The sequence below is a fragment of the Candidatus Goldiibacteriota bacterium HGW-Goldbacteria-1 genome (assembly GCA_002839855.1).
Taxonomy (GTDB): Bacteria; Oederibacteriota; PGYV01; order PGYV01; family PGYV01; genus PGYV01.
This window is the reverse complement of record PGYV01000001.1, coordinates 109,749-136,040: the sequence shown is the minus strand read 5'-3', so window position 1 is coordinate 136,040 and position 26,292 is coordinate 109,749. Positions and strand designations below refer to the sequence as shown.

The 26,292-nt window shown below is 43.7% G+C and carries 18 protein-coding genes; 16 read left to right on the top strand and 2 right to left on the bottom strand.

Annotation, left to right across the window (positions count from 1 at the left end; translation table 11 throughout):
• The first annotated feature begins 105 nt into the window (after positions 1–105).
• From CVV21_00565 to CVV21_00495, 15 genes are all read left to right on the top strand, one after another.
• A complete protein-coding gene (locus CVV21_00565; GenBank protein ID PKL92868.1) occupies positions 106–1,782 on the top strand; it encodes a sodium-independent anion transporter in 1,677 nt (558 codons plus the stop codon).
• Between the two features lie 19 nt (positions 1,783–1,801).
• The gene (locus tag CVV21_00560; GenBank protein PKL92867.1) at positions 1,802–2,470 is read left to right on the top strand and encodes a hypothetical protein; all 669 of its coding nucleotides are present in this window, start codon (positions 1,802–1,804) and stop codon (positions 2,468–2,470) included.
• On the top strand, positions 2,467–4,431 hold the full coding sequence (locus tag CVV21_00555) for a hypothetical protein (GenBank protein ID PKL92866.1): 1,965 nt from the start codon (positions 2,467–2,469) through the stop codon (positions 4,429–4,431). Before CVV21_00560 ends, CVV21_00555 begins: the two co-directional genes overlap by 4 nt.
• Entirely contained in the window at positions 4,422–5,348 is a 927-nt protein-coding gene (locus CVV21_00550; protein PKL92865.1) for a hydrogenase, read from the top strand. The genes CVV21_00555 and CVV21_00550 overlap by 10 nt, the downstream gene beginning before the upstream one ends.
• Before the next feature lie 9 nt (positions 5,349–5,357).
• Positions 5,358–5,990: a hypothetical protein gene (locus CVV21_00545; protein ID PKL92864.1), complete on the top strand. Its 633-nt coding sequence runs from the start codon at positions 5,358–5,360 to the stop codon at positions 5,988–5,990.
• Positions 5,990–7,444 carry a hypothetical protein gene (locus tag CVV21_00540; protein PKL92863.1) on the top strand — a complete coding sequence of 485 codons (1,455 nt, stop codon included), beginning with the start codon at positions 5,990–5,992 and terminating at the stop codon, positions 7,442–7,444. Before CVV21_00545 ends, CVV21_00540 begins: the two co-directional genes overlap by 1 nt.
• Complete coding sequence (locus CVV21_00535) at positions 7,441–8,925, top strand: hydrogenase (GenBank protein ID PKL92862.1); 1,485 nt, start codon at positions 7,441–7,443, stop codon at positions 8,923–8,925. Before CVV21_00540 ends, CVV21_00535 begins: the two co-directional genes overlap by 4 nt.
• 46 nt (positions 8,926–8,971) lie before the next feature.
• On the top strand, positions 8,972–9,694 hold the full coding sequence (locus CVV21_00530; protein PKL93052.1) for an NADH:ubiquinone oxidoreductase: 723 nt from the start codon (positions 8,972–8,974) through the stop codon (positions 9,692–9,694).
• An 84-nt stretch (positions 9,695–9,778) separates the two neighbouring features.
• The gene (locus CVV21_00525) at positions 9,779–10,783 is read left to right on the top strand and encodes a hypothetical protein (GenBank protein ID PKL92861.1); all 1,005 of its coding nucleotides are present in this window, start codon (positions 9,779–9,781) and stop codon (positions 10,781–10,783) included.
• 249 nt (positions 10,784–11,032) lie between these two features.
• Positions 11,033–12,445 carry a hypothetical protein gene (locus CVV21_00520; protein PKL92860.1) on the top strand — a complete coding sequence of 471 codons (1,413 nt, stop codon included), beginning with the start codon at positions 11,033–11,035 and terminating at the stop codon, positions 12,443–12,445.
• Positions 12,446–12,572: 127 nt separating this feature from the next.
• On the top strand, positions 12,573–13,625 hold the full coding sequence (locus CVV21_00515) for a DNA recombination protein RmuC (protein PKL92859.1): 1,053 nt from the start codon (positions 12,573–12,575) through the stop codon (positions 13,623–13,625).
• A gap of 374 nt (positions 13,626–13,999) precedes the next feature.
• Positions 14,000–14,821 (top strand): hypothetical protein, encoded by an 822-nt coding sequence (locus tag CVV21_00510; GenBank protein PKL92858.1) that lies wholly within the window; start codon positions 14,000–14,002, stop codon positions 14,819–14,821.
• 66 nt (positions 14,822–14,887) lie between these two features.
• Positions 14,888–15,808, top strand: a complete 921-nt coding sequence (locus CVV21_00505; protein PKL92857.1) for a hypothetical protein — start codon at positions 14,888–14,890, stop codon at positions 15,806–15,808.
• Positions 15,809–15,914: 106 nt separating this feature from the next.
• On the top strand, positions 15,915–16,733 hold the full coding sequence (locus CVV21_00500) for a short-chain dehydrogenase/reductase (GenBank protein PKL92856.1): 819 nt from the start codon (positions 15,915–15,917) through the stop codon (positions 16,731–16,733).
• A 26-nt stretch (positions 16,734–16,759) separates the two neighbouring features.
• Positions 16,760–17,953, top strand: a complete 1,194-nt coding sequence (locus CVV21_00495) for an MFS transporter (GenBank protein ID PKL92855.1) — start codon at positions 16,760–16,762, stop codon at positions 17,951–17,953.
• A gap of 52 nt (positions 17,954–18,005) precedes the next feature.
• On the opposite strand, the gene CVV21_00490 is transcribed toward CVV21_00495, so the two are convergent.
• Both CVV21_00490 and CVV21_00485 read right to left on the bottom strand, forming a co-directional pair.
• Entirely contained in the window at positions 18,006–19,586 is a 1,581-nt protein-coding gene (locus tag CVV21_00490; GenBank protein PKL92854.1) for a peptide chain release factor 3, read from the bottom strand.
• A gap of 91 nt (positions 19,587–19,677) precedes the next feature.
• A complete protein-coding gene (locus CVV21_00485) occupies positions 19,678–21,954 on the bottom strand; it encodes a hypothetical protein (protein ID PKL92853.1) in 2,277 nt (758 codons plus the stop codon).
• A gap of 122 nt (positions 21,955–22,076) precedes the next feature.
• Here CVV21_00485 and CVV21_00480 point away from each other — a divergent pair, with 122 nt between their 5' ends.
• On the top strand, positions 22,077–26,120 hold the full coding sequence (locus CVV21_00480) for a hypothetical protein (protein PKL92852.1): 4,044 nt from the start codon (positions 22,077–22,079) through the stop codon (positions 26,118–26,120).
• Positions 26,121–26,292 lie beyond the last annotated feature (172 nt).

Genomic DNA, 26,292 nt, shown 5'->3' with positions numbered 1-26,292 from the left:
GCTATTTCAAATATAGCATTTCGTGAAATGCCGCCAGGCCACCATTAACAGACCGGACGACAAATCAAAAAGGTAAAATTTTTTTGCCCTTTTGGAGCTAAGTCAATGAAGCACAGGTATTCGCTTTTACCAAAAATTGTCAGCGTGTTTAAGGAAGGCTATACTGTAAGTACTTTTCTAAAGGATTTAAATGCCGGAATTATTGTGGGGGTGGTTGCAATCCCACTTGCAATAGCGTTTGCTATTGCCTCCGGTGTGAAACCGGAACAGGGGCTTTATACCGCGATAGTCGCGGGGCTTATAATCTCTGTACTTGGGGGCAGCCGTTATCAGATAGGCGGGCCGACCGGCGCGTTTATCGTAATTGTTTATGGGATAGTGGGCAAGTATGGATATGACGGCCTTGCCACCGCCACCTTAATCGCGGGTTTTATTCTGCTTACCATGGCATTTTTAAGAGTTGGGGCATATATCAAGTTTATCCCGTATCCGGTTACAATCGGATTTACATCAGGTATAGCGCTTATTATTTTTACCGGGCAGATAAAAGATTTCTTTGGGCTTGAAATGGATTCTCTTCCGGCCGGTTTTGTGGGAAAAATTCAGGCGTATGCGCAGCATATAGGGGATATGAACCCATGGGCGGCGGGTATCGCGCTGTTTTCACTGGCGCTTCTTATAATATGGCCTAAATTCATAAGAAAAATACCGGCTTCGCTTGTGGCTATAATACTATGTACTGCTGCAGTAAAAATATTTAATATTCCTGTTGAAACAATAGAATCAAGATTCGGGCAGGTTCCAAACACGCTGCCCGCGCCGCATTTTCCAAATATAACTTTTGAACTTGCCAGAAAGATGTTTTCCCCGGCTGTCACCATTGCGGTTCTTGCCGCTGTAGAATCGCTTTTATCGGCGGTTGTTGCTGACGGTATGACTGGGCGCAGGCACAGAAGCAACGCGGAAATTATGGCGCAGGGTTTTGCAAATATTGGTTCTGTCATGTTTGGCGGGATTCCGGCCACAGGCGCTATAGCAAGGACCGCCACGAATATAAAAAACGGCGGGCAGACTCCCGTGGCGGGAATAATACACGCTGTCACAATTTTGCTTATAATGCTGTTTTTTGGAAAATGGGCGGGTATGATTCCAATTGCTGTCCTTGCGGCAATCCTTGTTTTTGTCGCCTATCAGATGAGCGAGTGGAGAACTTTTGCAGGCGTATTCAAGTACCCCAAAAGTGATGTTGCTGTTATGCTTATCACGTTCTTTCTTACGGTTATCGTGGACCTTACCGCCGCGATAGAGGTGGGAATTCTTCTTGCGATGTTTCTGCTTGTAAACAGGGTGACCGAAGTGACGCACGCGGGTTTTGTGGACAGGTCACTGGATGAAGAAGAAAATAAGGAAGACAAAGAGTATATTAATTCAATTAAGAAGATACCTGACGGGGTTGAAGTGTTTGAAATAGACGGTGTATTCTTCTTCGGGGTCATTGATAAATTTAAGGATTCAGTCACGCAGGAACTGAAAAATTCCAAAGTATTCATTCTGTACATGGAAAAAGTTATTTCTATAGACGGAGCCGGCATCAAAGCGCTTGATGAAGTTTTTAACAGGCTGAAATCCAATGGCACGCAGCTTCTATTATGCGGCGTACATCAGCAGCCTTCACATGCCCTTGAAAAAGCGGGTTTATCGGAAAAAATAGGAAAAGGCAATATACTGGGAAATATTGAAATGGCATATAACAGGGCAAGAAAAATTATGGAAACAAAATGAAAAAAAGGCAGGGGGGTTTATGGAGCTGTCTGTAAAGGATCTTGCTGTATTTCTTTTAAAGCCCGAAAAAGAAATTATTGCGCTTGTTAAGAATAAAAACATACCTTTTGACGTCATTAGGGATAAAGTGTGTTTCAATAAACAGCAGATAATAGCATGGGCCATAGAAAATTCGGTCCCTGTAAACCTGACCGGCAGCATGAAGATGACTGAATATTCCATAGGTTCAATGGTGCCGCTTCTTTCGGAGAAATCATTTTACCGTGATGTGAACTTAAGCGAAAAGAGTTATCTGGATGAAATGGTTAACATTGCCGAATTTCCGGCCGGCACCGATAAAAAAGTTGTTGTTCAGCTGTTGAAGGCAAGGGAAGGGCTTATGAGCACGGCAATCGGGCACGGCATCAGTCTGCCGCATCCCAGGGTTCCCCTGATTATTGCAAAAGACAGGCCGCTAATTATGTTCTTCTTCCCCGAGAAATATCTTAAACTTAAAGCGGTTGATAATCAGCCCGTTCATACCATAATACTTATGATGTCGCAGACCATAAAGCAGCATCTTGGAATGCTGGCACACATAAACCTTCTGTTATCACATGAAAGTTTCAGGGTGGCGCTTAAACAAAGGGCTGTTTTTATGGATATAGTTAACGTTATTAATGAAATCGAAGGAAGGCGCGCGAAGTGACCGGGGAAAATACTCTTTTTTTATCATTTGCCATACAGCTTTTATCCGTATTCGCGCTTTTTATAGGCGATAAAAAAGCGTCATCCGTCGCCGCCCATTTACTGCTGCTTATGGGACTGTTAACCGGTTTTGTGGTTTCTGTAATGATGCTTTCAGGCGTTATTTCTTTTTCTGCGGCAGGAACCCTTTTTAATAATGAATACTTAACATACAGGCTTGATTCTGCGGCGCTTTTTTTCCTGTGTGTGGTTCAGGGCGCGGCTATTGCCATTACCATATACAGCTATTCATATTTGGGGTATTACATAAGCGCCGGCAAGAACGTTAAAAACCTGATGCTGTTTTACATATTGCTGGTTGTATTTACCCAGGCGCTTGTAACGGCAGATCACGCGGTAATGTTTTTAATATGCTGGGAGATTATGAGCATGTCCGCGTATCTTGGCATGCTTTTTAAGAAGGAACAAAAAGAAGTACAGGATGGCAGTTTCTATTATCTTGCGATGAGCCACTTTATAATGTACCTGCTGTTTTTTCTATTTTTTATTCTGCATAATATAAGCGGAACCTGGCTTATCAGCGGGTTTAATGTACCTTCCGGTTCATCCTGGTATCCAATTATATTTATTACAGCTCTGTTGGCTTTTGGAATGAAAGCCGGTTTCATGCCTGTACATTTCTGGCTTCCAAGGGCTCACCCTATTGCACCCACCACAATAAGCGCGTTTCTTTCCGGCGTTATAATAAAAACCGGTATTTATGGAATTTTCAGGACTTTTCAGATTCTGCAGCCGGTACCGGAATGGATGGGCTGGGTTCTGATGGCAGTTGCCGTTATAAGCGCGGTATTCGGGGTATGGTATGCCCTGGCGCAGCACGATATAAAAACTCTGCTGGCTTATCATTCGGTGGAAAATATAGGGATAATAGGTATCGGCCTGGCGATAGGTTTTCTGGGTTCCGCAAAAAATGCTCCGGCGCTTGTCCTGCTTGGTTTTGGCGGAGCTCTTCTGCATACGCTTAACCACGCGCTTTTTAAAAGCCTGCTGTTTCTTGGAAGCGGGGTGCTGGACAGAAATCTTGGGACAAAAAATATAGAATTAATGGGCGGCCTGGTGCATAAGGCGCCGTTTTTTGCCGCGCTTTTTCTGGCAGGTTCCGTGGCCATAAGCGGGATACCGCCGTTTAACGGTTTTGTATCGGAATTTATCATATTTATATCTTTTTTTAAAGCTTCAGCTGAATTTGGCGGGTATTATCCCATTTATATGCTTATCTGTTCTGTAGCGCTTGCCTTTGTGGGGGGGCTTGCCATCGCGTGTTTTACAAAAATCAATTCCATAATATTTCTGGGTGAAGAAAGAAAGCCCGTTGAAAAATTCAGCGTAAGCCTGCCGGAATATGGTTCGCTTGGAATTCTGGCTTTGGCATGCCTGATAATAGGCGTTTTTCCTTCGGCTTTCATAAAAACAGTTTACAAAACGGCTTACAGTTTTAATGTTAATTTTGCGCCTTCCTTTGGCCTGCCCGGCATAGAAGCGGGATATATAAGCCTTGCGGCGTTTATAATATTTGCGGCGGTAATATTATTTTCTGCGCTTAAAGTTTTTCTGGAAAGACGATATGGCAGAAGAAAATCCGGCGCATGGGCGTGCGGTTATAAAGGTTTAAGCCCAAGAATGCAGTATACCGCTTCATCTTTTGCAGACGGGGTAAATTCAATTTCCTCGGTTCCTTTACAGTACTTTAAAAAAGTAAAATACTCCGGAAAAAAAGCGGTGTATTTTGAAAGTCATTCATCTGATTTAGTGGATAAAAAAATCATACTTTCGTTTTTTGCCTCTGTTGAGAAGTTCTTTTCGGAAATAAAAATTTTTGACAGCAGGGATATCAGGGTATATGTGCTTATGATAGTTATAATGGCATCCATATACGGGGCGGGGGCGTTGTTTTGGAAATGACTGATTTTCTAAAGTCCTGTCTGGCTTTTGCTTCGGTGCTGGTTTTAGCCCCGCTTCTTAGCGGAATTGTCAATAAGTTAAAAGCTTATTTTACCGGAAGGCAGGGCGCGCCTGTGCTTCAGCCTTATTATGAACTCTTCAGGGTTATTAAAAAAGAGACAATTAACTCGTCGCATTCATCCTTTATCAGCCGTATTTCGCCGCCGGTTAATCTGGCATGTACGGTAATAGCATCCGCGATGGTACCGCTGGCTTCCGCAAAGCCGCTTATAAGTTTTGAAGGTGATATAATATTTTTTGCTTATGTACTGGGGTTGTCGCGGTTTTTTCAGATAATCGCGGCTATGGATATAGGAAGTTCTTTTGAAGGGATGGGAGCTTCCAGGGAATCGTTTTTTTCAATATTTGCGGAACCTATATTTTTCTTTACGGCAGGCGCGCTTGCTTTTATAAGCGGCAATACGTCCTTATATAAAATTTTCAGTTCTGTCAACGCGTCCGGCGCGGTTTATTTTGTTTTTGTCATTGTATCTTCAATATCATTTTTTGTGCTTGCTGTTGCTGAATGTTCCCGTATGCCGGTGGATGACCCTAACACGCATCTGGAACTGACAATGATACACGAAGTTATGATACTTGATAATTCCGGCGCGGACCTTTTCATGTACCAGTATTCCGCCCAGATAAAACTTTTTATTTATATGGCTTTTGAAGCCGCCTTTCTTCTGCCGCTTTTAAAAATATCAGGCATGGGGGCGGTTTTAATTGTCGTTTTGACCGCTGTCATATTTGCCTTTGTGCTTGCGGTTGTGGAAACAATAACCGGAAGAATAAAGATACGGGAAGTGCCGCAATACCTGCTTTTTGCAACTGCAATCGGGATATTAAATCTTCTTATATTTGTACTTAACAAATGAGGTAATGACATGGAGAGCGTTTTAAGTATTGTTTTTTGCCTTACACTGTTATATCTGGCCGTTACAAGGCGGCTGGAATCATACGTGCAGATGCTGGCGCTGCAGGGAATGCTGCTTACCGCCATTAATATACTGCCGTTATTCGGCGAATTTAAGCCGTCTTATCTGCTGCTGCCGGCCATTCTGCTTGTGGTGAAGGCGTTTTTTATACCGATGTATTTAAATAAGTTAATTGTGGAGTCTGACTTGAAGCGGACCATTGAAACAACAGTACAAAATTTTACCTTTCTTCTGATAATGCTGGCAGCCATGGCGGTGGTTTTTGTAACTTCCAGGATACTTTCAGAGTCTATGCCTGTTGACACTATTGTTTTTGCCTCCGGTTTTTCTTCTGTTATCTGCGGGCTTCTTATAATAATGTTCAGAAAAAAACTTATTGTACATGCCATTGGTTTTTTAATTCTGGAAAACGGTATTTTCCTTTTTGGGGCTGCAGTGCATTTTGAACTGCCGTTTCTGGTGGAAATAGCTTCGCTTCTGGATATTTTCATTGTGGTGTTTATTATGGGCGTGGCATTAAATAAAATAAGCTCGGCGGCACCGGAAACAGAAACTGCCGAACTTACACGGCTGGGTGACTGATGGCAGCTGTGTTTGTTTTATACATTCTGCCTTTTCTTGCAATGGCGGCATGCTATTTAATAAGGCGGGAAAAACCGCGTTTTGTGCTGTCGTTAGGTGTGGCCGCCGTTCATCTTGCTTTTTCTGTTGCTGTCTTTTTTGAATCTGATGTTCTGGGGATTAAGGCCGGTGAATATGACGCTTTAAGCAGGTATTTTCTTCTTATAATCTCAAATGTGTATTTCTGGACTATGCTTGTTTCGGGTTCGTTTCTGAAAAACACCCATTTAAAAAGCAGCGCAAGCGGAATAAAGTATTTTTACTTTTTTCTGAACCTTTTCCTGCTTGCAAACGGGGCTGCGGTAATGAGTAAAAGTTTTATAATATACTGGGTGGCGGCAGAAGCCACAACGTTAAGCGTTGCGCCGCTTATTTTCTTTTACCGGGACAGGGATTCGCTTGAAGCCATGTGGAAATACCTGTTTTTAGTCTCTGTGGGAATTGCCTTTACTTTTATTGGAATTCTTTTTCTTGCAATTTCCGCGCATAACACAATACTTGAAGGCCGGCAGCTTTATTTTGATGAATTTGTAAAAAACGCCGCGCTTTTAAACCCGGTATGGCTAAAGGCGGCATTTGTATTTATATTTGTGGGTTTAAGCACAAAGATAGGCATTGCGCCCATGCATCAGGCGGATGTTGACGCCACAAGCAATTCTCCCAGCCCAATTGCCGCCCTTATGTCAGGTTCGCTCAGGATAACAGCGTTATTGGGCCTTCTGCGGTTTGTTCAGATTACAAACAGTTCCTCAATTGCCGGATTTGTAAAAACCAGCCTTATTGCAGGCGGTTTAATATCGCTTGTTGTTGTTATGATAATGATGTTTAAGGTAAAAAATTATAAAAGGCTTCTTGCTTATTCCAGCGTTGAACATCTTGGTATTATTGTGATAGGAATAGGCACGGGCGGACTTGCTTTTACCGGCGCCATGTACCATGCTTTATATAATTCCATCATAAAAGTTATTCTGTTTCTTAACGCCGGGCTGATACATCAAAAGTTTAAATCAAGGGAGATTAAGAACGTGCATTCGGTTATAAATTTAATGCCGCTGACGGGCTGGATATTTTTTGCCGCGTTTCTGGCAATTTCAGCGATTCCGCCTTTTGGCATATTTTTCAGCGAGCTTATGATATTTGAAGGGATATTTAAAACGGGAAAACCATGGCTTTTGGCATCCGTACTGGCTTTTATGTTTGTTATATTCATAAAGATGTCCCTGCATATACTTCATATGCTGCACCATGAGCCTGATGAAAAAAACATCCTGCCGCCGCAGAAAGAAGAATTCAATATAATTCATCTGGTATCTTTGCTGCTTCTGGCGCTGTCTGTCGGCGCGGCGCTGCTGCTGCCGCAGAGTTTCAGGGAAATAATAACGCGCATAGCGTTTGATTTTGGGGTGTCGCCATGAGCCTGCTTAGGGTGTATAACGGCGTGCCTTTTAGAACAGCTGAAATTGAATTCATACCGCAGCAGTTATTTAAGGAAACTGTCATGGAAAAACTGCGCGGCGGGCTTGTAATTTCCGGGATGTTTCCGCTTAACCGGACAGAGAGAAATAAACTTATTATTCTTCTTTCTGACCGCGACAATTCGTCATTTGTCATAGCGGGCGGAATAATAAACGGCAGCGAGCCTGAACTTGAAAGCATGTCGGAAGAGTTCCCGCACGCGGAATATTTTGAATGCGAACTTGCCGAAAAATACGGGTATAAAATAAAGTCACATCCGGGCCTGCGCCCGGTAAGGGACATGAATTCCAAAATAGACGGCAAAGCGTATCGGTTCTACAGGCTTGAAGGCGAGTCGGCGCATGAAGTGGCGGTTGGGCCCATACACGCCGGTATTATTGAACCCGGGCATTTCAGGTTCCAGTGCCACGGGGAGACTGTTTATAATCTTGAAATCAGCCTTGGGTATCAGAAGCGCGGTGTTGATAAAATGCTTATTGATTCAAATCCCGTGCAGAGGATAATTCTGGCGGAATCAATTGCGGGTGATACGGTAATGGGCCACGCGCACGCGCACTGCCTTGCGATAGAAGCGCTTGCCGGAATTAATCCATGCTTAAGACGGCAGGCTGTCAGGGTAATAGCATCGGAGCTTGAGCGGATTGCGATGAACATAAGCGGGCTGCTTGGTATTTCAAATGACATAGGTTTTGCAATAGTATCTTCTTCCTACGGCAGGCTAAGGACTCTTGTAATTAACAGCCTTGCCGAACTGTCCGGGTCCAGGTTTGGGCGCGGGCTGTTTGCATACGGCGGGCTGCGTCATGACATGAATGATGACGTCATAAAGGTAATAAAAAATAATTTAGAAACCGTAAAGAATGACATAAAAGAGATAAACCGGTGTTTGTTGACATCGTCAGCGGCGATATTAAGGTTTGAAAAAACAGGCATAGTGCTAAAAAAGGATGCGGAAGAAATGGCTTTAACGGGAAACGCGGCACGCGCATCCGGGCTTGCGTGTGACGCAAGGGTGAATTATCCATACTGCGGCTATAGATATATGCCGGTATCAATGATATCAATTGAAGGCGGAGATGTCTTTTCAAGGACAAGATTAAGGGTTCTTGATATAGAAGAGTCCATGAAGTTCGTTGATAATTATATTGACAGCCTGCCTGAAGCCGGAACCGCGACAGAAACCTATTATCCGGCGCTGCAGCCGGGGTATGGAGTTGTATCAGTTACAGAAGGGTTTCGCGGTGAAATTTTTCACGGTGCCTTTACAGGGGAAGATTCAAAATTAACGCAGTATTACATTAAGGACCCTTCGTTTAATAACTGGCAGGCGTTAAGTTTTGTCATGCAGAATACTGATATATATGATTTTCCAATATGCAATAAAAGTTTTGACCTGTCATATTCGGGCCATGATTTATAGAAAGTAAGGAGGAATAAAATTGTTATTTGACGCTGTTAAACTTAGGATTCTGCAGGCAGACCCTATTGTGCATGATTATAGAGATGCCAAATTCCCTGACAGATACAGGGGAGTTCCGTACATTAGCGGCGCTGAATGCAGTCATAACTGCGTTTTATGTGCTGACATCTGCCCGGCGGGCGCTGTTACAAAAAAACCGTTCAGCATTGATATTGGGAAATGCGTATTCTGCGGCCTTTGCGCGCAGGTATGCCCTGAAAATAAGATAACTTTTACCGGCAATTATCATCTGGCTTCGGACAAAAAAGAAAACCTGATAATAAATGAAGAAGCAAAGTCTGTAAATATGCAGATGGCATCTGAAAAAATAAGGAAGTATTTTGGAAAATCGCTGAAGCTAAGGCAGGTATCTGCCGGGGGCTGTAATGGGTGTGAACTGGAACTTAACGCGCTGAATAATGTTAACTTTGACATGGGCAGGTTTGGCGTGGAATTTACAGCATCCCCAAGGCATGCTGACGGAATTGTGATAACAGGCCCTGTTACAAAAAACATGGCAGAGCCGCTTGAGATATGTTATGAAGCATTGCCGCACCCTAAAATTGTCATATTATGCGGAAGCTGTGCCATATCAGGCGGAATTTTTCAAGGTTCCCCGGAAATAAACAGAGGATTTTTGGAGAAAAATAAGATTGACCTTTATATACCGGGCTGCCCTCCGCATCCGCTGACTTTTATTAATGGAATATTAAGATACATAGGGCGTTAAATAATAGTATTCATGATAGCTGTATTTTTGTTAAAATAATGTATGACAGCAGAAAGTTTAAATTCTAAAAGTGGGGTGGGCAAAATGAAATTATTTAAGATGTCAGCGGTTTTATTTATGTTTATTATGGCTTTGTCATCGGTATCTTTCGCGGAAACGCCGGAAAGGTATTATGATATCGGAATGAAACTTTACAACGCGCGTAATTACTCCAAAGCGCTTTCTTATTTCACCAAAGCCGCCAAGGCTGATAAAACTAATCCTGAATACTTTCACATGATAGGGAATTGCTATGAAAAAATGGGGCAGCCGGCAAAAGCAAAGCCGTTTATAAACTTTGCGGCTAAGCTGGCGGTAACCCGCAGCGCCCTGGAGTGGAAAAAAATAAGGGTGTCGCCTTTTGCCGGGTTTACAACGGTGGGGATGGAAACGGTTAATGATTTTCTTTTTGAAAATCTGGCGTCTGATACGGCTAAAACCTCAAAATTCGGCGCCGGCTTTACCGCGGGCGTGGAAGCGGGATATTCTTTTTTGCAGGGGCTATACACGGGGGTAAAACTTGGTATTATTCTTCCTGCTAATGCGAAACTTACGGATGAATACTCTATACCGGGTATGTCAAGTAAAATGGAAAATCAGTATTCGGTTCTAATGATACCCGTTATGCTTGGCGGGTCATACGAATTTAAAATACCAAATACACCGGTATCTGCCGGCGCGGGCATTTACGCCGGATGGGGTTTTGCCTCCGGTTCTTTTATCAGTAACACAGAACAGACAATAACTATAATGGGAATTACCACAAAAACAGATTACAAAAGCGACGCGGCGTTTTCCGGCGGGTGTTTTACAGCGGATTTAAGCGCGTTTGGGGAGTATAAGATAAGCGATATGATTTCAGCAGGGCTTAATATAGGCTACAGGATAGCCACTGTATCAGAAATGAAGTACACAAAAGTCCCCGACGGCAGCCCATATGAAAATGGGGATGTTGTTGAATATCCGGTATCCGGGTGGACAGACACCAAACCGCTGCCTTTCAATTTTGGCGGGTTTATAATAACTGCAAGGGCTTCGTTTTATTTTTAAAGAGTGTTGTAAGCAGATAAATAAAAGCTCTTAATCCGGCAAGCACGCGGGAAACACCATCTATAAAAAAATAAAGGATAAAATCTTCAAGCGGTTGATAATAAAAAACTTTGTCGATATTGAAATTTATAAGGAAAATGGTATAATTTTTTCAATGTGGAAAAGGGGAAAGTATAATCATTTAATTTTTTATGAAAGGAGGTATATCTTTTTTTAGGCAATAAAAACAAAAAAACAGGGGAGAAAAAAATGAAAAAAATGTTGTTGGGGTTTATGGTTATTGCACTTTTTTGCGGCACGGCATTTGCAACAGAATCAAGGGTTGGAGGGCTTGGAATACCTTCGTGGGCTGTAACATCTGACGATTCGCTTTCAAAAGATTTTATTGCCAGGGAAGCTTTTAATGGGAACCTGTTTTTAATCACTCATTCAAACGCGCTGGATTTAAATGTAACGGACATTATGCTTGATGTTATGCTTGGAAAAAGTATAAATCTTCCTTACACAACTACTGCGCAGATAAATGTAAACCTTGGACCGGGGACATTAAGCCTTATTGCGGATAATTATAAAGGTGTTCTTGGAATGGCGGTTACAGGCCCTGAATTAGGTTCTCAGATAGACGTGGGTTCAGGCAGCCCTTTTACGGGAAATACAATAACAACAGGCGACATAGGCCTTCCAAAGTATAATTTTGGAGCCGGCTATTCGGTAAATCTTGACGGGCTTGCAATAGGCGGCGGAATAAACCTTGCCATGGCGTCAGCTAATGAAAAAAGCACGGAAAAAGGCGATGATGCCGGTACTACTGACGACAGGATGGATATTAAGGGGTCTTCGCTTGATTTGGGTTTTGAAGCCGGCGCAAGTGTGGAAAAAAAGGATGATGCAATAGGTTTTGATGTGGGTATAAAAATAAACCTTCCTTCAATTGCAAATGAAGGAAAAGAAATAGAAGATGACACGGACGCTGTGCGTTATGACGAAACTTTTAAAAGTACGGCAGGGCTGGGCCTTGAAGCTGCCGGCCGTGTACTTGTTGGGCCTGTAATTGTAGGCGCTAAATTTGCTTCTAAAAGTATTACAACAGAATTCAGGATAAAAGAAGATTACACACAGGACGGCACATGGGACGAAGATGATACGATGACCAGCACAGTTGCTTTAACTGACATAACAGGCGGTATTGCGTTTGATATTAAACCGAATGAAAAAGCGTGCATAATACCGGGAATAGCTTTTGTTATGAGTACTACGAATTTTGAATTTAAAGGGGTTAATAATATTTCAAGCACTGAAGGCGAAATGAATGCTTTAATGAGTTCAATGAGTATTCCGGTGTTTGTGTCGGCTGAAAGCAAACTTACCGATACATTTGCCGCAAGGGTTGGAATGAGCAAAGTTGTTTTTGACAGTGAAAAAATTGCATTTGATAATGAAGGCGACGGGATGGAAATTGAACGCGCAAACCTGCTTGATGATATTGCTGTTTCCGGAGGAATTACGTTTAATCTTGGCGATCTGACCATAGACGGCGTTATTACCGGAGGATTAACTGCAAGCGGTTTAAGCGTAATTACAACAGCTCTTCCGTTTGACAGCATGGAATTAAGGATGCCGGGCGGAGTTTTCACAAGCCTGTCGGCAAAATATAAGTTTTAAAAAACTGATTTTTTAAAAAGCCCGCGCCTTTTGGCGCGGGCTTTTTAATTTAAAAGGCAAAGAAATCTGGTGACAAAGGCGCCAAATGCTGATATTTTAAGTGTAATAATTATCAGGAGGTAATGAAATGGCTTTAAATGTAATTCTTATAATATTATGCGTGCTTGTGGCGGCTGTTTTGGTTATACAGCTGTTAAACCTGAAAAATAAAAAAGAAATAAACGCGGAACAGGTAATTAACGGGATTAAGTCTGAACTTTCCATGGTATCTATGGACGCGCTTACACGGCAGAATGAATTAGGCGGAAAAGAACTGGAAGAAAAAAAGAAGCTTATAGACCAGCGCCTTGACCAGATGAAACAGGAACTGGATAAAGTGGAAGCGGCGGTAAAAACTTTTGGCGCTGAAAGCGGAACCAAGATGACAGGCGTGGATACAAGGTTAAACGAGGCCGGCAGGGTAATTAAAGAGTTACGCGACATTACAAGCAAGTTAAACGAAACTTTAAGCAGCACATCAAAAAGGGGCGAATGGGGACAGCGCTCCGCCAAGCAGATACTTGATTTATGCGGAATGAAAGAAGGCGTTAATTACACCCAGCAGGAATCAACCAAAGAGGGCAGGCCGGACTTTACATTTTTATTACCCAACGGCATAAAACTGAATTTAGACTGCAAGTTCCCGCTTGATAATTACGCGGCTTATGTTAAATCTGAAAATGGCGCGGAAAAAGAGGGTTTGAAGAAACAATTTCTAAAGGATGTCCGTACCGCCTTAAAGGGGCTTTCCGGAAGGGATTATATTGATCCCAACGGCGGCACGGTGGATTACTCCGTAATGTTTATCGCCAATGAGCAGGTCTTTAATTTTGTGAATGAATTTGACGGCACATTTATTGATGATGCTATGAAGGCAAAAGTTGTGGTGTGTTCGCCTTTCACGCTGTATGCCGTGGTTTCCATAATTTACAAGGCGGCGGAAAATTTTAAAATGGAAAAGGCCGCAAAAGATATGGTGGTGCAGATATTAAAGTTTAAAGCGCAGTGGGAAGAGTTTAAGGGACATTTTGACTCGGTGGGCGCGTCAATTGATAAAGTGAAGGATGAATTTGAAAAACTTAAAACAACAAGGGTTAATAAATTGGATGTGCCGTTAAGGGACCTTGAAAGGCTGGAATAGTTTATAAAATAGCAAATTAAGCTATAGGCAGATAAGCATAAGCGGTAACAAAACGAAAAGACCTAAGTTTTTGCTATAGCTTAATTGCTTAAATCGCTAAAGTGCTATTTTTTGTAATGGTAGACGCGGGTCTTTAGCCCGCGGCAGTTGTAGTTAGTTTATGTTTGTTTTTGCCTTGGTTGTCCCTGCTTCTTACGCTCATAAATTCGCTTCATCGCAGGGATTTCCGCTCGCATGCTCGCTCCAACCGCACCTTAAAAGGTGCGCCTACCAAACCTCCAAGCATCTAAGCATCTAAGCATCTAACTTTCCAAACATCCAAGTTGCTTTATATGAAATAGTAGGTAATAATTAGTAATAACAGGAGGCGCGCTATGGCGATAAAATACTTCCGCTCCGTGCAGTTTAAAAAAATAGACACTGTCATGCTTTGGCTGGCGGAATTCGCGGTTGGGTTTCTTCTTTTTGCACCTATAATCGTGGTTATGTGGGGGATTCAGAACAATTATGATAAAAGCCTTTTTGACGCTGTATCAAAGACATTCATTAATTTTATCAAACACCCTGACATTCATGTAATTCTTATCGGTGCCGGGCTTGCGTTAATTTATTCCATAATCTCCATGCAGTTCAACATAAATATACTGCTTTTTGTGACAATTGTGTCTTATATACTTGTTATTATGTACGCGTTTGGACTGATAGGGGTTATTATAACAGGCGGGCTGACGGCTTTTATTATTTTTCTGTACAGGCATGCCGTAACAAAAGAAAAGGTGAGAGATTTTCTTTATGAAATCATAGACTTTCTGTTCAGGCTTGAAGGCAAAAGGGACGTTTTCAACCTTGAAGAAGAACTTAAAAAACCCCCGCCTGTTTATCAGGATTATCAGCCGGCTTTTAAATTCAAGGAAGTTGAAAAAAAGAAGAAAACCCCGGAAGAGGAAGAACTGGAAAGAAATATTGTGTTTTTAACTAATCTTATAGAGAACGCCATTAGAACTCTTATTTTGATACTGCTGGGAGTGTTAACGCTTTATAAGGCCTTTACTTCCACATTGGCAGAAACGATACTGTTGTTTTTATGTTTTGTGATGACTTCGTTATATTTTAAAACGGAAGAAGATGCTTATAGAGCGGCAGGATGGGCGTTCTTTTTTATATTTTTTTTACTGGTAATGTTTAAGATGAAGTAAGCAGCCGTAAAATATACCCTATAATCCCTCATTGACGCTTTGTTGCCGCGGTTGTATAATCTTTGCATGAAAAAAATAACATGTATTGATTTTGAGACCGCCAACCCTTTCTGGGGCAGTATCTGCTCTATAGGGGTTGCCGTGATAGAGGGTAATAAAGTTACCAAAACCATAAGCAGGCTTGTAAAACCGCATCCTGATTACTGTGAATTTAACAGGGATAATATAAGGGTGCACGGGATAAAGCCGGAAATGGTGGCGGACGCCCCTGAATTTGATGAAATATATAAAGAGATAAAACCCTTTATAGAAGGCGGGGTGGTGGCGGCGCATAATACCACTTTTGACGTTAACTGCCTGCGTGATGTGCTTACGCTGTATAAAATACCAATTCCGTCATTTGATTATATCTGCACATGTGAAATATCCAGGGCTTCCTGGGAAGGGCTTATAAATTACAGGTTAAAGACCGTAAACGCGCACCTTGGGCATAAATTTAAACAGCACGATGCCGGTGAAGACGCGGTGGCAAGCGCAAATATTATAATGAAATCCATGCAGGAAAATAAGGCAAAAGATATATACGGTCTGGCTGAAATGCTTAAAGTTAAGATGGGAAAGGTAAAAGCCGGTGAAGAATATATTTTAAGTTCTATAAAATCACAGATGAAAAAAGCGGATAAATTTGATGTGCGCGAAGTGGTGCCGGAAAATAATCAGTTTAAGAAAGGGCACCCGCTGCTGGATAAAGAACTTGTTTTTACCGGGCAGTTTGAAAGCGGGATAAGCCGAAGGCAGGCAATGCAGCTGGCGGTCAACTGCGGGGCGCAGCTTTCAAATTACGTAAGGGCAAGGACGGATTTTCTTGTTAAGGGTAATCTTGGCGAAGACGGCGCCAAAGTAAGAAAGGCAAAAAAACTGGCCGAAACCATATCGGATATAAAAATTATCAGTGAAGATGAATTTATAAGCATCATCAATAAGTAATTTATTGCCAGGGGGATAAAATGGGGAAGCCGGTATTTGTGGATACGTTATCATATAGCTGTACTATGCCGAAAAAATCACAAACAGATAAAACAGGGGGATAATTATGAAAAAATTTATTTTAATTACAGGGGCGTCTTCCGGAATAGGCAAAGAGGCGGCTTTGTATTTTGCCTATAAGGGCTGGGATGTTGCCGCCACAATGAGAAATCCGGAAAAAAGAAAGACGGGCCTTGAAAATATTGAAGGGATTGAAATCACGCATCTGGATGTAAATGATCCGGAATCAATAAAGGCATCAGTGGCAGCGGCTGCCGCTAAATATGAAAGTATAGATGCCGTGTTAAATAATGCCGGTTACGCGGTAAACGGGCCTTTTGAAGCTGTATCAAGGGAAGACGCGCTAAAGCAGTTTGATACAAATGTGACAGGCCTTATGGATGTGTGCAGGGAAATAATACCGGTATTTAAAAGGCAGGGTTTTGGGGCCATTATTAATGTTTCTTCCATGGCGGGAAAAATAGGATTTCCTTTATACACCCTTTATAATGCCACCAAATTTGCCGTGGAAGGTTTTACGGAAGCGTTATACCATGAATTAAAGCGGTTTGGAATAAAAGTCAGGCTTATTGAACCGGGCATAATACACACTGATTTTTACGGCAGGTCCATGATAAAAGCTTCAGTGCAGGGCCTAAATGATTATGACGAAATGACGGCAAAAATTGAAAAGGCAATGGGACTGAATATGAAACTTGGCATGCAGCCCGAAGCTGTCGCAAAGGTTATTTATAAAGCAGCGGCGGCTAAAGGCGGCAGGTTAAGATATACTGCGGGTATTGACGCGGCGGCGGTAACGGCTTTAAGGGCTGTATTGCCTGATGCAATACTGCTGCCTATTATCGGTAAGATGAACGGGCTGTAAAGGCAAAATTTACGAGAAGGTTTAAAATGCAAAGCCACGTATTGCGGAGGGTGTTTTTAATCGCGGTTGTATATATTTCTTTTATTTCATTGGGGCTGCCGGACGGCCTGCACGGAGTGGCGTGGCCTTCAATGATGGCGGATTTTATGGTGCCTCTGGATTATTTGGGGCTTCTGCTTATTGCGGGCACCGCGGGTTATCTTATTTCAAGTTTTTTCAGCGGGCCTGTTATTGCCCGGCTTGGCATAGGCGGCCTGCTTTCGCTTAGCTGCGCGGTTACAGGCGCGGGGCTTGCCGGATATGCTTTTGCGCCGTACTGGTGGATGATTATAGTGCTGGCTTTTACTGTGGGGCTTGCCGGAGGCGCGATTGATGCCGGATTAAATGCCTATGCCGCGCGTAATTTCAGCAAAAGGATTATGCAGTGGCTTCACGCAAGCTACGGAATAGGTGTGATGCTTGGGCCTCTTATCATGGTATATTTTATAAATTACAGGGATTCGTGGAAAGACGGTTATGCAGCGGTAGGCATACTGCAGCTTGTAATAGGCGCCGCGTTTCTTTTGACAATGCCGCTGTGGAAGGATAAAAGAAAAAATAAAAATGTGGAAATTATAAATGAAAAAATCAGGGACACCATAACCAGGCCGTCGTCCTGGGTGAATATGCTGCTGTTTTTTGTATACGCGGGGGCGGAAGCCGGGCTTGGTATCTGGGCATACACGTTTCTGACAGAGGCGCGTGGTTTTGAACAGGCTGTATCCGGTTTTATAGCAGGCGCTTTCTGGGGGGCATACACGCTTGGCAGGATATCAGCGGGATTCTATTCAAAATTTATGAAGACGTATAAACTTATATATCTAAATCTTGCGGTATCTTTTATTGGCGTGCTGCTTGTGTGGCTTAATATTAATGAAGCGCTGGATTACACGGGGATAGTATTAAACGGATTTGCCATAGGCCCTGTTTTTCCGGCCCTTGTGTCAGGGACGGAAAAAAGGGTGGGAGGTCAGCACGCTTTTAATGTTGTGGGAATGCAGATGGCCGCGTCCGGCCTTGGATACGCGGTACTGCCGGGCCTTGCCGGAATAATTGCCAAGTATCAGGGCCTTGAAATACTGCCGGCATTTGTGGCTGCTCTGATTGCAATAACAGCGGTGCTTTACAGGCTGGCCTATTACTATATGCCGGGGCACAGTTTTAACAGGCAGAAAAGATAAGGTTTATTGGATGCGATAAAAATGTGAAAATGATGCGCAAATCTCCGGATAATTATTTCTTAAATTCAGATGTGAAGTGGAAGTTAATATCAGGATATTTTTTAATGTGGTAATTAAGCATCCATTCTGATTCGGAAAAAAATACCGGGTCGCCGTTTTTGTCAGCTGCTATCCTGTCGGCCATATCCCTGCAGAACTCTTCCAATTTTTTAGGGTCATCGGATGTCACCCAGCACGCCTTATGTATGTTTAACTGTTCAAACCTGCAGTCCGCGCCGTATTCGTTGGCAAGGCGGTATAAAATTACGTCAAACTGAAGCAGCCCCACGGTGCCCACTATTTTGCGCCTGCCCTGATCCATTAAGAACAGCTGTGCGACGCCTTCGTCTGTAAGCTGTGAAATGCCTTTTTCAAGCTGTTTGGCTTTGGAAGATGTATTGATAAGCTCCCTGAAAACTTCCGGCGAAAAACTGGGAATGCCCTGGAAATTAAATTTTTCCCCGTCAGTTAAAGTGTCGCCTATCTTGAAGTTACCCCTGTCGTAAAGGCCAATCACGTCTCCGGGAAAGGCTTCGTCTATCACTTCTTTTTTCTGCCCCATAAAACTTGCCGGGTTGTTAAACCGAAGGTCGGTGTCAAGGCGTACGTGTTTATAAAATTTATTACGTTCAAACCTTCCGGAACATACTCTGAAGAAAGCAATACGGTCGCGGTGGCGCAGGTCAAGGTTGGCGTGAATCTTAAAGACAAAACCGGAAAATTTTTCCTCCTGCGGAAGTATTTCGCGCGTATCAGCGGTTCTGGATTTTGGCGGCGGCGCTATTTCGGTGAAGGTGTCAAGCAGTTCACGGACGCCGAAATTATTAAGAGCGCTTCCGAAAAAAACCGGAGCCTGTATGCCTTCAAGGTATTCTTCTTTGTTAAAATTGCCGTAAACGCCTTCTATAAGCCGGGCATCTTCGCGCAGTTTCGCGGCGTTGTGTTCTCCCACGTAAGTATCCAGAAGCGGGTCTGACAAAGAGGGGATTTCAATGCCCGCGTCTTCGTCGGCCTTATTAGGCTGAAATAAAAGAAGTTTTTTTCTGTGCAGGCTGTAAACTCCCTTGAAATCAGAGCCGCGTGAAATAGGCCAGCTTAACGGACAGACACGTATGTCCAGCTTATCTTCAAGTTCGTCCAGAAGGTCAATGGGGTATCCGCCTTCGCGGTCAAGTTTGTTTATAAAGACAATAACGGGAGTGTTGCGCATACGGCACACATTCATTAATTTTTCTGTCTGTTCTTCAACGCCTTTAACGCCGTCCACCACAAGTATGACGCTGTCAACCGCGGTTAATGTCCTGTAAGTGTCTTCGGCAAAGTCTTTATGGCCGGGCGTGTCAAGAAGGTTTATTTTAAGGTTGTTATATTCAAAACTCATGACCGCGGAAGCAACGGAAATTCCGCGCTGGCGTTCTATTTCCATAAAGTCAGAAACGGTTGTTTTTTTTATTTTGTTGGATTTTACCGCGCCTGCAGACTGAATGGCGCCCGCAAAAAGCAGAAACTTTTCCGTAAGCGTGGTCTTTCCCGCGTCAGGGTGGCTTATTATGGCAAATGTCCTTCTTTTCTGTATTTCCTGTGTCAGGTCCATGTTATCTCCGTGTGTTTGTTAAACAGCGGAAATTATAACAGGTTTTGAAAAAAATACCAAATATAAAAAGGCTGCCTGATTAGTCGCGTATTCATTCGCACCCTTCGTCAAATGCTCCATCGCAGTTATCGTCAATGTCATTTCCGCAAATTTCCGGAGCGCCGGGATATACGAATTCGTTTTCATCATCACAGTCTAAAATCATGGGGCTTGGCAAGGGGATAAAACCTTCCGGCTGAATGCATGCTGTTGAACGTATGCCTGCGTTGCCATATCCATCCCCGTCAAAGTCCTGGATCCAGTTTGGATAGGATACATCGGGATTGTTGTCATTGCAGTCAAGGTTATTTCTTACGTATCCTTCAAATGGCTGCGTACAGTAATTTTCGCACACAGAAGGGTTGCCCCAGCCGTCACCGTCAGTATCCGCGCACCATAAAGTTTCAGGGTTTATATATCTGTCACTGTCATTGCAGTCTGTGCTGTTACGGACATAACCGGAAGGTGGAATGCACGCTGTAATGTATGAATCCGGTGTGCCGTAGCCGTCCCCGTCATTGTCTCTGTACCATATTGTATCAGGGCTTATTTCAACGTTTGTGTCATCACAGTCGTTGTTATTTGATACATAACCGGGGGGAGCAGTGCAGCTTACAATTGAAATGTCAGGATTTCCGGCGCCGTCGCTGTCAGAATCCTGATACCAAATGGCATCAGGATGGAAGGCGGGGTCATTGTCATCGCAGTCGGTGTTATCGCTTACGTATCCGCCGGGCTGTGTGCATGAAGCGTATTCGTTATATTGGTCGCCGTAACCGTCAGCGTCTGCGTCAGGATACCACAGGGTATTAGGGTTTATTGAAGGGTTAGTGTCATCGCAGTCGGTATTGTCTTTAATATATCCGGGCGGAGGCATGCAGTTTTCTATAGAAGTTTCATTATCACCGTAGCCGTCTGCATCAAGGTCGCGGTACCATATTGCCCCGGGGTAAAAATCTGGGTTATTGTCATCGCAGTCGCCGCCTGAAGCGACATACCCTAAAGACGGTTCACAGGTATAACTTGATATTTCATCATTCCCGAAACCGTCGCCGTCCTGGTCGTAGTACCATACTGTATCAGGGTTAAGGTAGGAATCAGTATCGTCGCAGTCGTTATAATCTGTAACATATCCTGGAACCGGGACACACGATTGAGTTGAGATATCATAATTTCCATAGCCATCACCGTCGCTGTCGGCATAATAGGTTATTGCCGCGCGTACAGAAGGGTCATAATCGTCACAGTCGTCGCCTTCGGGAATTCCGTCTCCGTCATTATCAGTTGGGCAGCCTTCGTCAACTTCTCCGTCGCAGTTGTTGTCAATGCCGTCGCACACTTCCTGAACTCCGGGATTCGTATTCTGGTCATTATCATTGCAGTCTTCATCCGCATTATAACCGTCGCCGTCCTGGTCGCATCCTTCGTCAACTAAATCATCGCAGTCATTATCTTCGCCGTCGCATACTTCCTGTGCGCCGGGATAAACATCGGGATTATTATCATTGCAGTCCTGATTGTATGGGACACCGTCGCCGTCATTATCCGCGTTAATATCTATGGTGGGTGTGGGTGTTATTAAGTTCGTGCCAAGGGTTATAGAATGTGAACCTCCAAATAAAGCGTAAAAGGATACCATGCTTGTTGTAAAGTAATCACCGTAAGTTGACTGGCTGAAAATATCTTCGGACAGGCCTGACAGGTCGTTGTCCACAAGCACGTAACAGTAGTAAGTGCCTTCTTCAGCCAATTCCAGCGAGACTGAAAAATCAGATTCGTTTGGGCATGTTGTATTGTATAAGATTGCGTAATCGGGATCGGCTAAATGAGCGGCGGGTGCCATTGTTATATATATCGGTTTTCCGGGAGCTGCCTGTGGAAGCTGAATATTAAGGGTAAAATTAGGCTCCACAGCCGGAGTGGAAGTCTGGCTGAGGTTAATGTTTACGGTATTATCCGGTGTAACGCCGTTTGTCGCTGTGCGTGTGGGTGTTGATGTTGGCGTGGCAGAACCGGACGCCAGCTGCGTCATTATAGCTTCTGTGGTATGCCTTGCCGCAACCGCGGTTTCCGTGGCATGCGCTTCTCCTATCGCGGTGACAATAGCAAGGGCGGTATTTACGGCTGCCGCGGCTGTCTGTGTCGCGTAGATATTGTTTATCTGCGTAACAAATGCTTCTGCGGTATTTTGCGCGTTGGGAGTGTTTGTAGCCATTGGCGCCGCGGGATTTATGGCGTTTTTACAGGAAAAAGCCGAAAACAGCAGGGCAATAAAAATAATAAATGTGGATAAAAGTTTTTTCATTTTGGTTCCCCTTTTTTTAAACATATGTTTTATGCAAACAGGTAAATATAACAAGAAATATATTTAAAATCAATGAAAACAAATTGAAAGACGGCATATAAATCATACCTGTTGATAATAATGTTTTACGGCGGTATAATAATTTTATGCGGATGCCAAATGTATTAGGAAGGTTCAGTTTTAATGAGGTAATTAGCGCGGTTATCTTCCTTATTATATTGCCTTTGAATTCATACTGCTGGGAATCGCAGTTATTCCCGTACAGCGGTGCACTGGGAAAATATACCGAAGTTACAGCAACGTATAACTCCCGTGACTGGAAACTGCTTGATTATTCCTACACCGGCTATAATCTCTCTGAAACACCCCTGCAACACAATATCCCGTGCAATGTCCTTACTGTGGCGGGGACAGGCGATATTACCCAGGAACTTCAGGACAAGATAAATACCGCAGGTTCAGCAGGCGGCGGAATAGTAAAAATACCGGCGGGCAATTATACAATAACGCAGACTTCATCGGGAAAACCGATTGCCATTAATTATCCCAATGTATCTATTGAAGGCGCCGGCAGCGGCTATACTTTTATAAACGTCCCTGCAACGCATATTTATAATGACGATTCAAATGCTTTTGAAGGCGTTTTTACTTTTGAAAAGGGAAATTTCGCGTGGAATAAAGCGTGGGTGGAAGGAGGCACGGTTTTATCCAACGTTACAAATACAATCAACGAAGGCGATACATATATAACAGGGCTTACAAACCTTGCGTCTATAAATGCGGGTTCGTGGATTGTGGTGCAGCAGTATTTCTGGGCGGCGTTTACCGCTGCAAATTCCGGCGGTGTGTGGCCGTCGGGCGACCCGGGCAACAGGGAATATTCATTCACGTATCTAAGAAAGGTCTTATCAAAAGACGCGTCAGGGATAACCTTAGACGCGCCCATACCATACACGCTTAACCCCGCAAACAATACAATATACATAAAAACAAGCGGCACTGACAGGGGTATGCTTGAAAATGCCGGCATATCCGGAATGACAATTCAGTTTGAAGATAATAACAACGGCACTGCCGATAACACAAGGGAAGGCATGCCTTCGGGTTGTGCTGTTTATTTTGAAGGCGTGGTGAACGGATGGGTTAAAGACGTTTCTGTAATAAATTTTCCGCGCTACGGTATTCTGGTGGAATATTCCGCGCGCATCACAATAGAAGACTGCTACGTTAAAAAAACTCAGGATTACGGCGGCGGCGGCGCGGGGTATGGTTTTTATGTAAACTGTTCGCAGAACATTCTTATCAAACGGTGCCACGGCGAGCAGGCAAGGCATAATTTTATTTTAAGCAGGGCGCTTTCCCATTACGTGGTAATGACACAGTGCGTGTCGCTTGATGCCGCGCAGTCAGAAGACACTCACTTTGGATTTTCGCATGCGCTGTTAAGGGACAAGTTTTATCAGGGCAACGGCAACGCGTATAACGGTTATAACAGGTGGACGACAAGCGGCAACGCTTATGAGTCTTATGGAACGGGTGCAAACTGGAATCTTGAAACAGACGGTTACGGTGGGCAGTGGCACGGCGGCGAATTGAATATAAGCCCTTCAAACAGCGGCTACGCGATACAGGTGGGCGTGTCACAGAATTATCTGGTGCATGACGGCGCGGGGTACCCGGCAGGTACATATGTTGTTGGGACTGTAATTAACAATAACGCGGGGATGCAGGTTGGGCCCGCGTCATGGAGGCAGAACGTTTTATATGAAGGTGTGGGATACGCCGCAGGGCTTACACCTGATTCGCTTTTTGAAGAACAGTTAAAAAACAGGGTGGGTATTATTGCTGATTGGGAAAATGTGTGTTCTGAACCCGCTTTATTAATACCTGTGCCGACAAACACACCCATACTTACACCGGGAATACTTGTTTTTGACAGTGAAATACCGGCTTTTGGAATGGGGCTTGGCAGCGCCGCTTCCACCCCTGCGTGCACGCTTACCCCGGGAAATAATCCAAATGACGCCGGGCAGAACAGGACAATTAACGGCGCGGAGTCTTTCAGGCTGACAACATCTTCAGGCGACTGGGGAATTGTGGCAAATTTTGGCGGCCCTGATATGAATACCGCCGATTTAAATACTTTTGACGGCTGGGTTTATCTTACAGATACCAATTATAATTTCCGGCTGCAGCTGCAGATTGATACTGTGAACACGGGAAGTTCGGTGGTTGTAACAGCCGCTTATGCCGACGGCGGTACGTGGACGGCAAATCAGTGGAACCATTTCAGTGTGTCGATGGCAGATTTTTCATATACGGGGGTATTTAACGGTATAGGAATAAGGACAGGCACGCTTACCGCGGGCAAAACAGCGTGGTTTGATGATTTTTATTTCCTGGGAAACACGGTATCAACGCCCACTTTTACGCATACGGAGACAGGCACAGAGACAGCAACAGAAACGGCAACAACAACAGCAACTTATACTTCAACAGATTCTGCCACTAATACCGCGACCCATACGCAAACCTACACGTACACTTATACAAATACGGCCACACATACCGCAACGCCCACTTCAACGCAGAACATATCATTAACAGGTGAAATATTATTTTCCACAGACAGGGACGGCAACTGGGAAATATATTCGCGCGACCTTGAAACAGGGATTGAAACAAACCTTACAAACAGCCCGGCAAATGAATTAAACCCCTCTGTTTCCGCGGACGGTTTAAAAGCGGTATTTTACGGCGACGCTGACGGCGATAATGACATTTATGAAATTAACCTTACAACGCTGCAGGTGATAAAACTTACGGATAATACCGCGAGTGATTATGACCCTTCATATTCTTTGGACGGCTCTAAAATTGTTTTTAAATCAAACCGGGATGACGGTTACGGCGATATTTTTGTAATGTCATCTGACGGCACGGGGCAGTTAAACCTTACCCCTTTAATGAACACAACCGAAGAATGGGACCCCTGCTTTACCCGTGACGGCACTAAGATTGTATTTGTTTCAAGGCTTGGCGCCGCGTCTGATACCGATGAAATCTACATGATGGCATCGGACGGGCAGGGTATAACACGCCTTACAAATAACACGGTACCGGACTGGTATCCTTCGTGCAGCCCGCTTGCGGATGAAATACTTTTTATTTCAAAAGAGCCGTCTGATACGGATGACGGCATTTACACCATGGATTATTCAGGCGCATCAAGGCTGGCTCTTGTGCAGTCAGCAGGGGATGACAATGACCCTGCATACTTTGACAACGGGCAGAAAATTATTTATATAAATAATTCCGGCGGTGATTACGATATTTTTATTGCGGATTCAGACGGGTCAAATGCGGCATTAGTGGGCGGATCTTCTTTTAATGAACTCTGCCCTGTGTGGGTTAATACCGCTGTTGTAACTTTCACCCCGACTGCAACTGAAACTGATACGCATACTTACACTTATACACAGACCTTCACATCAACCGATACCCCCACGTACACGCACACAAATACAATTGAGAATACATTTACATCCACGCATACGTACACGAATACAAACACCGTCCAGAATACGTTCACGTCAACGTACACGCACACAAATACAAACACCGTCCAGAATACATTTACACCGACCTACACGCACACAAATACAAACACAGTTCAGAATACATTCACGTCAACTTATACCCACACAAATACAAACACCGTTCAGAATACTTTCACATCCACGCACACAAATACAAACACAGTTCAGAATACGTTTACACCGACGCATTCGCAGACAGGTACTTATACAATGACATTTACCGCCACTTATACAAACACCGCTTCTTTTACCCAAACGCCTACCGCTGTAATAGCGGCGGTCTCTGTGCCTGATAATGATGTATATATCTATCCCAACCCTTTTATTGCCGGGAAACACACCCAAATAAATGCGGTATACAGCGCCCGCAGCAGCCATAATAAAACGCGTATTCTTTTATATACGGTCTCTTTCAGGCTTATAAAGGAATTTGAATACACCGCGGACAGGCAGGCGGGGATAAATACAGTAAGTGTTCCGGCAAAAAAATTTAACGGGCTTGGCAACGGGGCGTATTACTATGTATTAACAGCGGAAAGCGAAGGGGAAATTCAAAGATTTAAGGCGGGCAGAATTATACTGCTTAAATAAGCAAAGATGCCCGTGCCTGTTTGGAGCGGTGAAATGCCGGCAATTTTTTTTAATATGTATTTTATAAAATTAGAATAAAGCGCATCATGGAAAAATTTCCCGGAACAAAAGATAAAAATAGGTGTTGAAAGGGCGGGTGTTTTGGATAATAATAAAGATATGATTAAAACAT

What these genes read in the sequence shown, in the direction of transcription:
- CVV21_00565 (PKL92868.1), top strand. Translation starts at nt 106, where the DNA reads ATGAAGCACAGGTATTCGCTTTTACCAAAAATTGTCAGCGTGTTTAAG.
- CVV21_00560 (PKL92867.1), top strand. Translation starts at nt 1,802, where the DNA reads ATGGAGCTGTCTGTAAAGGATCTTGCTGTATTTCTTTTAAAGCCCGAA.
- CVV21_00545 (PKL92864.1), top strand. Translation starts at nt 5,358, where the DNA reads ATGGAGAGCGTTTTAAGTATTGTTTTTTGCCTTACACTGTTATATCTG.
- CVV21_00540 (PKL92863.1), top strand. Translation starts at nt 5,990, where the DNA reads ATGGCAGCTGTGTTTGTTTTATACATTCTGCCTTTTCTTGCAATGGCG.
- CVV21_00535 (PKL92862.1), top strand. Translation starts at nt 7,441, where the DNA reads ATGAGCCTGCTTAGGGTGTATAACGGCGTGCCTTTTAGAACAGCTGAA.
- CVV21_00525 (PKL92861.1), top strand. Translation starts at nt 9,779, where the DNA reads ATGAAATTATTTAAGATGTCAGCGGTTTTATTTATGTTTATTATGGCT.
- CVV21_00520 (PKL92860.1), top strand. Translation starts at nt 11,033, where the DNA reads ATGAAAAAAATGTTGTTGGGGTTTATGGTTATTGCACTTTTTTGCGGC.
- CVV21_00515 (PKL92859.1), top strand. Translation starts at nt 12,573, where the DNA reads ATGGCTTTAAATGTAATTCTTATAATATTATGCGTGCTTGTGGCGGCT.
- CVV21_00510 (PKL92858.1), top strand. Translation starts at nt 14,000, where the DNA reads ATGGCGATAAAATACTTCCGCTCCGTGCAGTTTAAAAAAATAGACACT.
- CVV21_00505 (PKL92857.1), top strand. Translation starts at nt 14,888, where the DNA reads ATGAAAAAAATAACATGTATTGATTTTGAGACCGCCAACCCTTTCTGG.
- CVV21_00500 (PKL92856.1), top strand. Translation starts at nt 15,915, where the DNA reads ATGAAAAAATTTATTTTAATTACAGGGGCGTCTTCCGGAATAGGCAAA.
- CVV21_00495 (PKL92855.1), top strand. Translation starts at nt 16,760, where the DNA reads ATGCAAAGCCACGTATTGCGGAGGGTGTTTTTAATCGCGGTTGTATAT.
- CVV21_00490 (PKL92854.1), bottom strand. Translation starts at nt 19,586, where the DNA reads ATGGACCTGACACAGGAAATACAGAAAAGAAGGACATTTGCCATAATA.
- CVV21_00485 (PKL92853.1), bottom strand. Translation starts at nt 21,954, where the DNA reads ATGTTTAAAAAAAGGGGAACCAAAATGAAAAAACTTTTATCCACATTT.
- CVV21_00480 (PKL92852.1), top strand. Translation starts at nt 22,077, where the DNA reads ATGCGGATGCCAAATGTATTAGGAAGGTTCAGTTTTAATGAGGTAATT.